The organism is Enterococcus sp. AZ128 (assembly GCF_051714485.1).
Lineage (GTDB): Bacteria > Bacillota > Bacilli > Lactobacillales > Enterococcaceae > Enterococcus_A.
The window spans coordinates 1,238,521-1,252,146 of record NZ_JBIORZ010000001.1 but is presented as its reverse complement, the minus strand read 5'-3'; the positions used below and the strand labels follow the sequence as shown (position 1 = coordinate 1,252,146).

The window sequence follows — 13,626 nt, the reverse complement described above, 5'->3', positions numbered from 1 at the left end:
TCCTCGTTTTTTGATGTCATAATACAAACAGGAGTAACATGTAAGTTAGCTAAACACCGAGCATAGAAATTTCCATGCATGTTTTATTACTTATTCCTTCTTTTTCTCAGTTTCCTGTTCAGTTTTTTTCATAGCGGGGTCTTCATAGACGGCACCAGCCTGTGTCTTTCCAAGTTTTTCCAAAAGACCTGGTTCTGAATCCTTTTTGTGACTTCTTTTGCTATTCTCAGTTTCTTTTTCAGTTGCTTTGATTGCAGGGTCTTGATTGCGATCGCCTGCAGAAATTTTACCTAGGTTTTCAGTTAGTTCTTTTTTATCCATTGTCGTCCACCTCTCTCATAAACAGTGTAGCACTGATCGTTATTCAATCAAAAGAAAACGCTTTTTATTACACAAGGTTCTAGGGCTTGAAATATTTCGCTAAAAAGTGGAAAATAAGATGATACTTGGAACTAGATAGGGTGAGCGTTTTGTCAAATGAAAGACCAATTGGATTTATCGACTCTGGCGTAGGCGGTTTGACTGTAGTCAAAGAAGCGATGCGTCAGCTACCAAATGAAGAAATTTTATATCTTGGAGATACGGCGCGCTGTCCGTATGGTCCTCGACCGGCTGAGCAAGTCATTGAGTTTACCTGGCAGATGACTCGCTTTTTACTGAAAAAAAATATAAAAATGCTCGTAATTGCTTGTAACACAGCGACTGCTGTAGCTTTAGCTGAAATAAAAGAAAATGTAGATATACCTGTGATTGGTGTTATCCAGCCTGGTTCCCGTGCTGCACTGAAGGCAAGTGAAACAGGACGTGTCGGAATCATTGGAACGATAGGAACAATTAAAAGCGGTTCTTATAAGCATGAGTTACAAGAAAAGGCTCCTGATACTTATGTTTCTAGTCTAGCCTGTCCTAAATTTGTGCCAATTGTTGAGAGTAATCAATTCAATAGTTCTGTAGCGAAAAAAATTGTCTCACAAACATTAGCACCATTGAAAAAAGAAAAACTGGATACGCTAATTTTAGGTTGCACACACTATCCTTTGTTGCGTCCAATTATTCAAAATGTGATTGGGCAACAGGTGGCCTTGGTTGATTCAGGGGCTGAGACGGTTAATGATGTCAGCACACTGTTGGACTATTTCAATTTAAATAATTATGAACAATCTGAAATGAAAGCACGGACTTTCTATACGACTGGTTCGCCTAAAATGTTTATGGATATTGCGGGTGAATGGTTGAATATTACAAATTTGAATGTTACACATATAGATTTAGGAGGAGAGTAATTTGCGACATGATGGAAGAGCGGTTCAACAATTACGGCCGATAAAAATTGAAACGAAAGTTTTTAAACATCCAGAGGGATCAGTAGTTATTTCATTCGGGGACACGAAAGTAATTTGTTCTGCAACATTAGAGGATTCCGTACCCCCGTTTTTGAGAGGCAGTGAGACAGGCTGGGTGACTGCAGAGTATAGTATGCTACCTAGGGCAACTAATACGCGTAATCGTCGTGAAAGTGCTAAGGGGAAATTAACAGGACGTACGATGGAGATACAACGCTTGATTGGTCGTTCTTTGCGCGCCGTGATCGATTTAGAGAAGCTAGGTGAACGTAGTATTATCGTAGACTGCGACGTTATCCAAGCCGATGGTGGAACGCGTACCGCCAGCATTACTGGCGGTTTTGCGGCATTGCGTTTAGCTATCAATAAATTACTAGCTAATGGTGAATTGAGAGAAGATCCAATTAAAGAACATTTAGCTGCAATCAGTGTAGGGATGCTTCCAGATGGAACAGTTGTGACTGATTTAGATTATCTAGAGGATTCTTCAGCAGCAGTTGATATGAATCTGGTTATGACAGAATCTGGTCGTTTTGTTGAAATCCAAGGTACTGGTGAGGAAGCGACTTTTGATGACAACGAATTAAATGCTTTGATTCGTCATGGAAAAACCGGTATTGAAGAATTAATTACCTATCAAAAGGAAGCATTGTTTGAAGAAATAAAAACAGAAGAAAAAACAATCGTAATCGCAACACGCAATCCAGGGAAAGCGAAGGAGTTCGCCGCTTTGTTCGCCAAAGAAGGGTATCAGACCAAGACACTATTGGATTATCCTGAACTACCTGATGTAGAAGAAACGGGAACGACGTTTGAAGAAAATGCCCGCTTAAAGGCAGAAACAATCGCTCAAATCCTACAACAGCCGGTTTTAGCGGATGATTCTGGGTTAGTAGTAGATGCTTTAAATGGCATGCCAGGAATTTATTCTGCTCGTTTTGCTGGAGAACACAAAAGTGATGCTGCAAACAATGCCAAATTATTGCATGAATTGACAGATGTTTCGGATGAAAAGAGAACGGCGCATTTCCATTGTACACTTGTTTTTGCTGCACCTCAAAAAGATAGTTTAGTCGTTGAAGCGGATTGGGATGGCCGAATTGCGCGTATCCCCCAAGGAGACAATGGTTTTGGCTATGATCCTTTATTCATTGTACCGGGATATGAAAAAACTTCTGCTGAATTAATAAGTGATGAAAAAAATGTGATCAGTCATCGAGGGCTGGCGGTGAAAGAATTGGAAAGAGTCTGGAAAAACTGGTTGGAGGGGAATCAATGAAATATTTAGTTGTTAGTGATAATCATGGAGATCGTAATATTTTAGTAGAGATCGTCAACCGTTATGTCGGTATGGTTGATCATATGTTCCACTGCGGCGATTCGGAACTGAAAGCTAGCGATGAATTATGGGAACATTTTACTGTGGTTACTGGAAATTGCGACTATGATCCGGGTTACAAAAAAGAACAAATTGTATCGATTGGTGATGACACCATCTATATGACACATGGGCATCTATCCAATGTCCGTTTTGGACTTACGATGCTCTCGCTGCAAGCTCAAGAGGCTGGAGCGAACATCGCTTTGTTTGGTCATATTCATCAAGCTGTTGCTGAGTTGGATAAAAATATTTTATTTGTCAATCCGGGAAGTATTTCCCAACCTCGTGGCCCTGTACAAATTCCTAGTTACGCGATCATCGACAGCGAGAAGGATGGCTATCGCGTAGAATTCTATAATCGAGCGCATCAACCAATAGAAGAATTGGTTGCAGATTTTGAACGTTAGTTCCTAATTTTTATTAAATATTTGGATAAATAACGCTTTCTTTTCACCGGTAAGGTAGAATAAGATGAAGATATTAGAACGGAGGCGTCACATGATTAGTCCTGCGATTGAACAATTAATGAAGGAACATGAAGAAACCATGATGATTCCAGCGGAAAATGTTGCAAACGTGATGAAGGAACACCCATTGGAACATGCTCTACTACTGCTTTCTCAAGCCGGTTATTCAACCATCCCAGTTTTAGATAAAGAGGATCATTTTGTCGGTTTATTGAGTTTGAATGATATTGTAAAAAAAATGTTGGGTATCGATGGTATAGATATATCCAATTTGGAGGAGTTTACTGTCGCTGATGTTATGAAGACTGATGTAGCGGTGATGCGACCGGACGCAGAATTAGAGGATGTGCTCCATTTATTAGTGGATGCATCTTTCTTGCCTGTTTTGGATCAGAATGGCGTATTTTGTGGAATCGTGACTCGTAGAGAAATTTTAAAAGCAGTGAATTATACTTTTCACGTATTTGAACGAAAAAGTCTTGATACTAAAGTAGTTATTCATGCAAATTCACCAAGCTAACGCTAATCAAAAGAGACCTTTGAGAAAGGGTCTCTTTTTTCGATATTTTTTTCTTTGAAATACTTTTGTTCAGAAAAAGAAGACTGAAGGTTTGACTTTGATTTTCAAATATGCTAATTTTGTTTAGTGTTTTAAACAGTAATCATTACGGTTAAGTTTGGTTGAATAAAATGATTAGGAGAGAATAGATGGCGAAAAAATCTAAAATTGTAAAAATGCAAAAGCAACAAGTATTGATTAATCAATACGCAGAACAACGTTTAGCATTAAAGGCAGCTGGGGACTACGAAGGATTAGCGAAATTACCTAGGAACTCAAATCCTAATCGGCTAAAGTATCGCGATTTGATTGATGGTCGACCTAGAGGGTATATGCGTAAGTTTGGGATGTCACGAATCAAATTCCGTGAATTAGCTCATAAAGGTCAAATACCTGGTGTCAAAAAAGCAAGTTGGTAAAAAAGAAATAAACTATTGAGATCTAAAAGCTTTCCTTTTTCGTTTTTGTTAAACTGAAGGTATTCAACGAGACGGAAGGGAGCGATAGTATGAAAACAGCATTATTTATTTTACTAGATCAATATGCTGATTGGGAAGGTGCATATTTGCTAAGTTTACTTAATCAGAGGGACGATTGGCAAATTAAGACAGCTTCGAATTTGCCTCAGGTAGAATCAATTGGCGGATTACAGACAGTAATTGATCTGAATTTTTCTAAGATTGATCAAGTTTTTGATTTGTTAGTTTTGATTGGCGGTAACTCTTGGAATCTTCAAGACCAAAATCTTTATAATTTAGTCGAAAGACAATTGGCTCATAAACTACCTGTAGCTGCAATTTGCAGAGCAGTAGATTATTTAGCTAAGCATGGTCTTCTTGAAGGATATAGGCACACAGGAAATGATCGTTTTCTTTGGCAAAACTTCTCAAACTATCTGACTCCACAAAATTTCTATGAGAGACTAGCTGTTAGCGATAGAAATCTCGTTACAGCAAATGGAACTGCAACGTTAGAATTTACTGAATTCGTATTGCAGCTAATCGGAGATAGTCTTATTGAGGCAAAAAAAGAAGTTGATTTGTATCGCTTAGGTTATTACAGTTATCGGAAGAGATATGGCAATTCTTATGCATAAAAAAGTTCGATCCATGAGTTTATTCTATGGATCGAACTTTTCTATTTTCCGATTACAATTGGTTCATTCGGAATGGTGAAACCATTCTGATTCAATTTTTTTACATAAGTAGTTAGAAATTCTTCTTGCAGTTTATATTGCTTGCCATTTGTAACATACATGATTGTGCGGATGGCATAATTACTATTACCTAGATCGACCATCCCGAAAAGTGTTGGACCATCAAATATCTCATCTTTAAAATATTCTGCCAATTCTTGGTTTGCTTGATCAATCAAGCGGCTAATTTTATCGTATCCTTCATCTGGTTGAATTCGGACATCTACCTTAACCTGCATATGAGCTCTAGAAAGGTTACTAATTGTTGTGATATTTCGATTAGGAATAAAGTGTACGGTTCCATCTGAAGCTTTCATCTGAAGCATCCGAATACCAACTGAGGTCACAGTTCCTTCAATCTGCAAATTAGTCAATCGAATATAATCCCCTACATCAATTTGTTGCTCCATAATAATGAAGAAACCAGTAATGATGTCATTGGTAATTCCTTGTGCACCCAATCCAATGGCAATACCAGCAATACCAGCACCGGCTAAAAGAGAACCCACTGGGATACCGAGTGTATCTAATATGGAATAAAGGAAAAAGAAAAACAAGGTATAAGAGAAAACGTTCATTGATAACGCGTGAATGGTTTCAATTCTTGTAGCATTATCTGTCATTTTTCTCTTTTGTCGTTCAAATGACTGATCAATCAGAAAACTTCCAATCCTTCGAATCAAGTAAAATAGCACTAAAACTGCTAAAATTGTTAAGCCTTTTTGAACCACGATAGAGAATACGCGATCCCAGTCAATTGTCTGCCAGTATTTCTGCCATGCGGATAATTGCTCAGTTGCTTGATCTACTACACTGGTATTACTTGAATCAACTGTTTGTGAATTAAGTAAAAGCATAAGCCACTCCTATAGATTAATAAAAATAGTGTAACAATCTTTCGCTTTTCTGTCGACTGGAGAAGCAGAAAACACAATTTTCTTATAACTGCTGAATTGTCAAATTAATTGCAACATTTCTTCTTGAAAGACTTCCCAACAATTTTTCCAGTTCAATGTTTTTTTAGGACGCATATTTATCTTGCGTAATGCTTCCTGTTTCTCCGTAGGGGGTACCTTTGAAAAATCAGTTCCCTTAGGGAAGAATTCTCTAAATAAACCATTCCCATTTTCGTTAGATCCGCGTTGCCATGGGGAGTATGGATCACAAAAATACATAGGTACGTCTAAATCTTTCTCAATTTCTTTCCAGCAAGAAAACTCTTTCCCACGGTCGACCGTAAAGCTTAAAAATGCCTTGTGACTCCCTAGGTCTTGCACAAAAGCTTTAATCGCTTGTGCCATTGACTTCGCGGTACGATCCCTCATTGAGATCGCCCAATAAAAGCGTGTTTTCCGTTCAATAAACGTTGCTTCGCAGGCTTTGCTTTCCCCTCTGCTAGAAACAACTGTGTCCAACTCCCAATGTCCAAATTCTTCTCGAGTTGACACAGAAGCTGGGCGTTCATCAATGGTATGCCCTACAGTCATTTTGCCTCGTGCCTCTTCTTGTTTTTCTTGTCTTCTGCCTTTATGTCTCAGACACTGTTTAGACACATTAAGAATACCGGCATAGAGCCAATTGTAAATGGTTTTGAATGAAACTATTTGACGATCATTCGCAATTTGTTCAGGGGACCAGCTGTCTTCAAGATCACATTCAATCTGATAAGCGAATTCAGAAGTCCATTTGGACTTCGCACCACAGGCACTGCGCTTCATTTCCGCATCTAATTGCGCATTGTCGGCATTATAGATCAAATCTTCGGGTACTCGTTTCAACTCACGATCAATCGTTGTTCGGCTAACACCAATTCTGTCCGCTATTTCTTGAATACTCTTGGCATCATAAATCATCGTCTCTATACATTTTCGATTATCTCGTGTAAGCTTTTTGTGTGAACCCATCAAAATCACTCCTAGTAGTTTGTTATCCTAAACTCATTTTACTAGAAATTTTTGATGGGTTCTTTGTTGCGATTAATATTACAATTCAGCAACTTAAAAAAATCATGACAACGGTGAGAGAAAGTGATAGACTAACATTTAAATAAGAAGGGGATGATAGAATGGTGAACATAAAATGGGAAGAACTAGGGTTTGATTATATCAAGACACCTTTCCGCTATATTTCTCATTGGAAAAATGGTCAATGGGATGAGGGAGTATTAACTGAGGATAATACGATCACCATTAATGAAGGCTCTACATGTCTCCATTACGGTCAAGAATGTTTTGAAGGGTTAAAGGCTTATCGTCGCAAAGACGGAAAAATCAATTTATTCCGACCAGATGAAAATTCAAAACGATTGAACAAGAGCGCTGAGCGATTGCAGATGCCAGCTATTCCGGAAGATAAGTTTATTGATGCTGTTAAACAAGTAGTACGAGCTAACGAAGACTATGTCCCTCCATATGGAACTGGAGCAACTTTGTATCTACGTCCATATTTAATTGGGGTTGGACCCAATATTGGGATCGTGCCTGCTCCAGAGTACTTATTTGGCGTATTCTGTATGCCAGTTGGGCCTTATTTCAAAGGCGGATTAACGCCAAGTAACTTTATCGTATCAGAATATGATCGTGCGGCCCCATATGGAACTGGCGCGGCTAAAGTTGGAGGAAATTACGCGGCAAGTCTGTTACCAGGACAGATCGCTCATGATCGCAATTTTTCTGATTGCATTTATTTAGATCCAGCGACTCATACCAAAATTGAAGAAGTTGGATCAGCAAACTTTTTCGGGATTACTCATGATAATCAATTTATCACGCCTGAGTCGCCATCGATTTTACCGAGTATTACGAAATATTCATTGTTGTATTTAGCAAAAGAACGATTTGGTTTACAGGCTGTCGAAGGAGACGTGCGTTTGGATGAACTAGACAAGTTTGCCGAAGCAGGTGCTTGCGGAACAGCGGCAATCATCGCACCTATAGCAGGAATTCAAAATGGAGATGACTTCCATGTGTTCTATAGTGAAACAGAAACAGGTCCAGTAACCACAAAATTATATGAAGAGCTTGTTGGTATTCAATTTGGGGATATTGAAGCACCGAAAGGATGGACTTTCGAAGTTTAGTTACTTATTGAGAAGGATACGGGAGAAGAGATGAACATTATTTGGGGTGTCATAGGGGTATTAATGTTACTATTTTTGATTCTATGGTATTGTCTTGCACATATTCACTACGTAAGAAGTACGATCAAATCGCCGATAAAACGATTTTTTTTGGCGATGTTGATGGGGATACTAGAAATATTTTAAATCTACAAGAAGAGCTGTTCTTTGTGAGCAGCTTTTTTGTTTCAAAAAATAGTATGGTATTTTCCTTAATAGATAAAAAAAGTGCGTCGCGAATACGACACACCCTAAAAATTTAACTTAAATGAACGCCTTTGTCGACATAGATAATGTCTCCAATAATACCCGTCGCTAAGTGACTAAGCAGAAAGGCACAGGAATTTCCCACTTCTTCAATCGTGACAGCCACCCTATCTGGCGTACGTTCCTCAGAAAGATTCAAGAGGGATTGATAGTCTTTTACACCAGTTACTGCTAAAGTCTTGATTGCGCCAGCGGAAATAGCGTTAACACGAATATTTTTTGGAGCTAATTCAGTCGCTAGGTAGCGAACCTCTGCTTCCAAAGCAGCTTTGGCAATTCCCATCATGTTGTAGTTAGGAATCGAACGTTCAGAACCCATATAAGTCATTGTTACAATGCTGCCGCCGTCTGTCATCAATGGAGCTGCATACTTTGAAACTGCTAATAATGAATAAGCACTGACATCTTGTGCTAATTGGAATCCATCACGTGTAATTTCAGTTACGTTACCCGACAATTCTTCTTTATTAGCAAAGGCGATGGAGTGAACCAGACCATCTATAGAACCAAAAGCCTCCTTAATAGAATCGAAGGCTGTTTTGATTTTCTCGTCACTAGCAACATCCAGTTCAAACATGTTGGCATCTTCACCAACTAACTTCACCAAATTTTTCTTCATTCGATCATTCTGATACGTATAAATGATTTCTGCACCTTGATCAGCGATGGCTTTTGCACATCCCCAAGCAATACTCTTTTTATTTGCTACGCCAGTCACGATTATTTTCTTTCCAGATAAAATAGACATTAAATGACACACTCCTAAATAATATAAAAAATAATATGCTCTCATTATGTTGGAAAAAGCTTTGATTGTCAAACTATTTTTTTGATTATTCCAATACATCTTGATTAAACTGTAAGAATATGATAGTTTGATAATCAAATAAAATATTCATAGAGGTGCAGAATGAAAAAAATTATGAATGTCGAAGAAATAATGGCTGCGATCCCGAATCGCTTTCCCATTTATTATTTAGATGCAGTCACAGAGTTTGAAGATGAGAAGCATATTACCGCAGTTAAGAATTTGACGATGAATGAAGACTTTTTCCAAGGATATTTTCCTAGTGAACCGATCATGCCAGGAACATTGATTGTGGAGGCTTTAGCACAAGCAGGTTCATTGTTAATTCTGAAATCAGCAGCTTTTGAAGGAAAAACTGCGTACATTGGCGGTATCAATAAGGCTAAATTTATAGAATTTGTACGACCAGGTGATACTTTATTTTTGAATTTTGATATTCAAAAAGTTAAAGGTCCAGTTGGAACTGCCAAAGCATGGGCAACAGTAGAGGATAAAACTGTAACAGAATGTGAATTCACTTTTATTGTTGGCGATAAAGAACAGAAAAAATAATTTAAAAAAGAATTCTCTGTATCGATCCCCAAAAGTTAGGTTAAAAATCTAACTTCTGGAGGTCGGTATTTTTATGGTTAAATATAGTTTTAAACTTAAGTTAAAATCGTTCAAAAGTGTTTTGATTGAAACTGGAAAATTATCGCGGAAGAGAATAATACCGCAGACTTAAGGAATTAAAACAAGCAATTGATGACTATATCCATTACTACACTCATGGGCACATGAAGAAAAAACTAAATTGGCAGAGTCTGATGCAATTTATAGGAGCATCTTTGAAATCTGCCAAGAATAAAATCATCAAGAAGAGCAAAGAAAAACGGAGTGGATTTCTCCACTCCGAAAAGTCTAACTTTTTGACTATTTCTTAGGTTCTTGCAGTACTTTTACTTCAGTGACCTTAACTGGATCAACAGGCGTTGATTTTTCGCCAGAATCACTGTCTTTTACTTCAGCACCAGCAATTTTGTCAACGACATCCATTCCCTCGGTAACTTGTCCGAATACAGTATATTCACCGTCAAGTTGCGGAGTACCACCATTTTTATAGGCTTCAATGATTTTTTCAGGATAGTATTGAATTGCAAGGCCATCGCTGACATCATCCTTATTCGTTACAATAAAGAATTGGCTGCCATTGCTACTGCGAGATTCAGAACGCGCCATAGACAAAGCGCCGCGAATATTATAAAGTTGTTTGGAATCTTCTGTTTTAAAGCCTTTCTTCCAAATGCTTTCTCCGCCCGTACCGTCGCCTTTAGGATCTCCACCCTGAATCATGAAGTCCTTGATCACTCGATGGAAGGGAGTATCTTTATAGTAGCCATCCTTAGCATGCTTAACAAAATTTTCTACGGCCTTAGGTGCTTGTTTAGGGAATAGTTTGATTTTAACATTTCCCTCAGTAGTCACAAGTTCTACTAAATATTCATCATCAGTGACTTTGTCATTGAGTTGAGGAAGATCTAATTTATTTAAATCTATACTAGATTCAGTAGTTTTTGCGGTACTTTCTTTTGTATCCTTAGTGGAATTATCGCTGCCGCAAGCTGCGAATAAACCGATCGATAAGGCTAGGCTTACACCGATCACTGTTTTTTTGAATTGCATATCATTCTCCTTTTAAAGTTATTATCATCTTTATGATAACAAACTTTTGGTAGAGTTCATATGAAAAAATAGTGACTTTTGCTTCAAAATTTTTAATTAAATGAAGGCAATATAAAAAGGAGATCATTTCGATCTCCTTTAAAAAATAGATTAGCTCTTATAAGTTTGCAAATTTTTCCAACAAACGAATCATTTGGCAGGTGAAACCATATTCGTTGTCATACCAAGCAACTGTTTTAACCAATTGATAGTCGCCAGCAGAAGTTACTTCTGTTTGAGTTGGGTCAAAAATTGAACCCTGAGTCGTTCCGATTACATCACCAGATACGATTTCACGATCATCATAACCAAATGATGGGTTATCAACCGTATGTTTCTTGATTGCGTCGTTAACTTGATCAGCCGTAACATTAGTTTTAAGAATTGAAACTAATTCAGTCAATGAACCATCAACAACGGGAACACGTTGTGCATGACCTTGTAATTTTCCGTTCAATTCTGGAATTACTAGACCAATTGCTTTAGCCGCACCAGTTGAATGTGGGATAGTGTTATCTGCTGCAGAGCGTGCTGCACGTAAGTTTCCACCTTTGACTGGTCCATCTAGTAACATTTGAGTTGAAGTGTAAGCATGAACAGTTGTCATTGTACCGACTTCAATTCCAAATTCTTCATTCAGGAAGTAAGCCATCGGAGCAAGACAGTTCGTTGTACAAGAGCCAGCTGAGATGATTTTATCGTTTGAATCTAAAGTGTCATCATTTACGTTATAAACGATTGTCTTCATTTGTCCAGCAGGAGCTGAGATAACGACACGTTTTACACCAGCATCAATATGAGCTTGTGCTTTTTCTTCCGAAGTATAAAAACCAGTACATTCAAGCACGATGTCTACACCGTTTTCTTTTACCCAAGGGATCTTGCTTGCGTCTGGTTCTGCATATACACGCGTTTTTTCGCCATCAACAACAATTGAATCTTCTGTCGCAGTAACTGTGCCAGGGTACGTGCCATGGGTTGAATCAAATTGTAATAATTGCGCCAACATTGTGGGACTTGTTAAGTCGTTGATTGCTACTACTTCTATATCGTCAGATACTTCTTTAATCCGACGGAAAGCTAAACGACCGATACGTCCAAATCCATTAATACCTACTTTTACTGTCATAACCAAAAGTTCCTCCTTTTTTATATCAAGCAAAGCTTGATGTCTTACATTTTTTATTGTGCAACGCATCATTTTTTTTGTCAAAAGATACATCTTGCGGAAAAATAAAGAGTCATGGATGATAATTATAGAAGAAAAAACGAAAAAATTTTTAAGCTTCTATCAATAAGAATGGACTTTTTCAGCTATTCTAGCTACAATAAACAAGACTTTGTTTAGTGTGGAGATTCAGTAGTCATTAGAATAATGGATAAGGAGGACACCGAAATGTCCATGTTTTTAGATCAAGTAACGATCGATGTCAAAGCTGGTAAGGGCGGCGACGGAATGGTTGCTTTTCGCCGAGAAAAGTACGTACCAGACGGCGGACCAGCCGGGGGTGATGGTGGTCGCGGCGGCGATGTTGTTTTAGTTGTTGATGAAGGATTGCGTACTTTGATGGATTTCCGTTTCAACCGTCATTTTAGAGCTACTCCGGGGGAAAACGGAATGAGTAAAGGAATGCACGGACGCGGGGCCGATGATACTTATGTGAGCGTTCCGCCTGGTACAACAGTACGTGATGCTGACACTGGAGCATTAATTGGCGATTTAATTGAAAACGGTCAAGAATTAATCGTAGCTCACGGTGGTCGCGGTGGTCGCGGTAACACCCGTTTTGCGTCACCAAGAAACCCTGCACCTGAGTTAGCTGAAAACGGTGAACCGGGTCAAGAACGAAATATTGAATTAGAATTGAAAGTTTTAGCTGATGTTGGATTAGTTGGTTTCCCTTCTGTTGGAAAGTCAACAATTCTTTCAGTGATTTCTTCTGCACGTCCGAAAATTGGTGCGTATCATTTTACAACGCTTGTTCCTAACTTAGGAATGGTAACGACCAGTGATGGGCGCAGTTTTGCAGCTGCAGATCTGCCTGGTCTGATAGAAGGTGCATCGCAGGGTGTCGGACTAGGTACACAATTTTTACGTCATATTGAGCGGACCCGTGTCATTTTGCATGTAATTGACATGAGCGGGATGGAAGGCAGAGAGCCTTATGAAGATTATCAAGCAATCAATAAGGAACTAGCTTCACATAACTTACGTTTATTGGAACGACCTCAACTTATTGTGGCTAATAAAATGGACATGCCAAATGCTGAAGAAAACTTAAAAAAATTCAAAGAACAATTGAAGAAAGATAAGGAAGATGAATTTGCAGATGACATTCCAGTCTTTGCGATTTCAGCGATAACAAAGCAAGGATTGGATAATTTGTTGAATGCAACTGCTGACTTATTAGAAGTTACACCAGAATTCTTGTTGTATGACGAAGAAATAGAAGAGGACACTGTTAATTACGGATTCGAGTCAAGCGAGCCTGAGTTCACAATAACTCGTGAGCCCGATGCTACTTGGGTGCTAAGTGGCGAAAAATTGGAAAAACTTTTCAAAATGACAAATTTTGATCATGATGAAACAGTTAATCGATTCGCGCGCCAGTTGCGTTCGATGGGAGTAGATGAAGCGTTACGTGCTCGTGGAGCGAAAGATGGAGATATTGTGCGCATTGACAAATTCGAATTTGAATTCGTGGATTAATAAGGTTTAAACTCATTATTAATTTTTAAGAGTACTGCAAGTGATTTTGCAGTACTCTTTTTGTGTATTGAAAGTGA

The 13,626-nt window shown here is 38.4% G+C and carries 15 protein-coding genes and 1 pseudogene; 10 read left to right on the top strand and 6 right to left on the bottom strand.

Features of this window, described 5'->3' with window-relative positions:
- Window positions 1-90 precede the first annotated feature (90 nt).
- Window positions 91-321, bottom strand: coding sequence for a hypothetical protein (locus IGI38_RS06105; protein ID WP_438727891.1), 231 nt, complete (start codon window positions 319-321; stop codon window positions 91-93).
- 149 nt (window positions 322-470) lie between these two features.
- Here IGI38_RS06105 and racE point away from each other — a divergent pair, with 149 nt between their 5' ends.
- The 6 genes from racE to IGI38_RS06075 all read left to right on the top strand — a co-directional run bounded on the left by racE (window position 471) and on the right by IGI38_RS06075 (window position 4,846).
- A complete protein-coding gene (gene racE / locus IGI38_RS06100) occupies window positions 471-1,283 on the top strand; it encodes a glutamate racemase (protein WP_438727889.1) in 813 nt (270 codons plus the stop codon).
- Between the two features lies 1 nt (window position 1,284).
- Window positions 1,285-2,622, top strand: coding sequence for a ribonuclease PH (rph, locus tag IGI38_RS06095; RefSeq protein WP_438727887.1), 1,338 nt, complete (start codon window positions 1,285-1,287; stop codon window positions 2,620-2,622).
- The gene (locus tag IGI38_RS06090; protein WP_438727885.1) at window positions 2,619-3,131 is read left to right on the top strand and encodes a metallophosphoesterase; all 513 of its coding nucleotides are present in this window, start codon (window positions 2,619-2,621) and stop codon (window positions 3,129-3,131) included. The genes rph and IGI38_RS06090 overlap by 4 nt, the downstream gene beginning before the upstream one ends.
- A 91-nt stretch (window positions 3,132-3,222) precedes the next feature.
- The gene (gene cbpB / locus IGI38_RS06085) at window positions 3,223-3,711 is read left to right on the top strand and encodes a cyclic-di-AMP-binding protein CbpB (protein ID WP_438727883.1); all 489 of its coding nucleotides are present in this window, start codon (window positions 3,223-3,225) and stop codon (window positions 3,709-3,711) included.
- Between the two features lie 188 nt (window positions 3,712-3,899).
- On the top strand, window positions 3,900-4,169 hold the full coding sequence (gene rpsN / locus IGI38_RS06080; RefSeq protein ID WP_438727881.1) for a 30S ribosomal protein S14: 270 nt from the start codon (window positions 3,900-3,902) through the stop codon (window positions 4,167-4,169).
- Between the two features lie 89 nt (window positions 4,170-4,258).
- Window positions 4,259-4,846: a DJ-1/PfpI family protein gene (locus IGI38_RS06075; protein WP_438727879.1), complete on the top strand. Its 588-nt coding sequence runs from the start codon at window positions 4,259-4,261 to the stop codon at window positions 4,844-4,846.
- A gap of 41 nt (window positions 4,847-4,887) precedes the next feature.
- On the opposite strand, the gene IGI38_RS06070 is transcribed toward IGI38_RS06075, so the two are convergent.
- Together IGI38_RS06070 and IGI38_RS06065 are read right to left on the bottom strand one after the other, a co-directional pair.
- On the bottom strand, window positions 4,888-5,802 hold the full coding sequence (locus IGI38_RS06070; protein WP_438727877.1) for a mechanosensitive ion channel family protein: 915 nt from the start codon (window positions 5,800-5,802) through the stop codon (window positions 4,888-4,890).
- A gap of 99 nt (window positions 5,803-5,901) precedes the next feature.
- Window positions 5,902-6,849 (bottom strand): IS30 family transposase, encoded by a 948-nt coding sequence (locus tag IGI38_RS06065; protein WP_438725454.1) that lies wholly within the window; start codon window positions 6,847-6,849, stop codon window positions 5,902-5,904.
- 161 nt (window positions 6,850-7,010) lie between these two features.
- On the opposite strand from IGI38_RS06065, the gene IGI38_RS06060 reads away from it, so the two are divergent.
- Window positions 7,011-8,024 (top strand): branched-chain amino acid aminotransferase, encoded by a 1,014-nt coding sequence (locus IGI38_RS06060; RefSeq protein ID WP_438727875.1) that lies wholly within the window; start codon window positions 7,011-7,013, stop codon window positions 8,022-8,024.
- 298 nt (window positions 8,025-8,322) lie between these two features.
- On the opposite strand, the gene fabI is transcribed toward IGI38_RS06060, so the two are convergent.
- The gene (fabI, locus tag IGI38_RS06055; RefSeq protein ID WP_438727873.1) at window positions 8,323-9,078 is read right to left on the bottom strand and encodes an enoyl-ACP reductase FabI; all 756 of its coding nucleotides are present in this window, start codon (window positions 9,076-9,078) and stop codon (window positions 8,323-8,325) included.
- 162 nt (window positions 9,079-9,240) lie between these two features.
- Between fabI and fabZ the strand changes: the two genes are divergently transcribed.
- Together fabZ and IGI38_RS06045 are read left to right on the top strand one after the other, a co-directional pair.
- Window positions 9,241-9,690 (top strand): 3-hydroxyacyl-ACP dehydratase FabZ, encoded by a 450-nt coding sequence (fabZ, locus tag IGI38_RS06050; protein WP_438727871.1) that lies wholly within the window; start codon window positions 9,241-9,243, stop codon window positions 9,688-9,690.
- 173 nt (window positions 9,691-9,863) lie between these two features.
- A pseudogene (locus IGI38_RS06045) lies at window positions 9,864-10,061 on the top strand (hypothetical protein); the annotation flags it as partial.
- Here the strand turns inward: IGI38_RS06045 and IGI38_RS06040 are convergent.
- Window positions 10,051-10,800, bottom strand: a complete 750-nt coding sequence (locus IGI38_RS06040; RefSeq protein ID WP_438727869.1) for a peptidylprolyl isomerase — start codon at window positions 10,798-10,800, stop codon at window positions 10,051-10,053. The pseudogene IGI38_RS06045 and the gene IGI38_RS06040 overlap by 11 nt on opposite strands.
- Window positions 10,801-10,957: 157 nt before the next feature.
- Entirely contained in the window at window positions 10,958-11,968 is a 1,011-nt protein-coding gene (gap, locus tag IGI38_RS06035; RefSeq protein ID WP_438727867.1) for a type I glyceraldehyde-3-phosphate dehydrogenase, read from the bottom strand.
- Between the two features lie 267 nt (window positions 11,969-12,235).
- Here gap and obgE point away from each other — a divergent pair, with 267 nt between their 5' ends.
- Complete coding sequence (gene obgE, locus IGI38_RS06030) at window positions 12,236-13,549, top strand: GTPase ObgE (RefSeq protein WP_438727865.1); 1,314 nt, start codon at window positions 12,236-12,238, stop codon at window positions 13,547-13,549.
- Window positions 13,550-13,626: the final 77 nt, after the last annotated feature.

Excerpts from the sequence above, each read along its gene's own strand:
- IGI38_RS06060 (WP_438727875.1), top strand. The coding sequence starts at position 7,011 with ATGGTGAACATAAAATGGGAAGAACTAGGGTTTGATTATATCAAGACA.
- IGI38_RS06040 (WP_438727869.1), bottom strand. The coding sequence starts at position 10,800 with ATGCAATTCAAAAAAACAGTGATCGGTGTAAGCCTAGCCTTATCGATC.
- obgE (WP_438727865.1), top strand. The coding sequence starts at position 12,236 with ATGTCCATGTTTTTAGATCAAGTAACGATCGATGTCAAAGCTGGTAAG.
- IGI38_RS06075 (WP_438727879.1), top strand. The coding sequence starts at position 4,259 with ATGAAAACAGCATTATTTATTTTACTAGATCAATATGCTGATTGGGAA.
- IGI38_RS06090 (WP_438727885.1), top strand. The coding sequence starts at position 2,619 with ATGAAATATTTAGTTGTTAGTGATAATCATGGAGATCGTAATATTTTA.
- IGI38_RS06105 (WP_438727891.1), bottom strand. The coding sequence starts at position 321 with ATGGATAAAAAAGAACTAACTGAAAACCTAGGTAAAATTTCTGCAGGC.
- rpsN (WP_438727881.1), top strand. The coding sequence starts at position 3,900 with ATGGCGAAAAAATCTAAAATTGTAAAAATGCAAAAGCAACAAGTATTG.
- fabI (WP_438727873.1), bottom strand. The coding sequence starts at position 9,078 with ATGTCTATTTTATCTGGAAAGAAAATAATCGTGACTGGCGTAGCAAAT.
- IGI38_RS06065 (WP_438725454.1), bottom strand. The coding sequence starts at position 6,849 with ATGGGTTCACACAAAAAGCTTACACGAGATAATCGAAAATGTATAGAG.
- gap (WP_438727867.1), bottom strand. The coding sequence starts at position 11,968 with ATGACAGTAAAAGTAGGTATTAATGGATTTGGACGTATCGGTCGTTTA.
- fabZ (WP_438727871.1), top strand. The coding sequence starts at position 9,241 with ATGAAAAAAATTATGAATGTCGAAGAAATAATGGCTGCGATCCCGAAT.
- cbpB (WP_438727883.1), top strand. The coding sequence starts at position 3,223 with ATGATTAGTCCTGCGATTGAACAATTAATGAAGGAACATGAAGAAACC.
- IGI38_RS06070 (WP_438727877.1), bottom strand. The coding sequence starts at position 5,802 with ATGCTTTTACTTAATTCACAAACAGTTGATTCAAGTAATACCAGTGTA.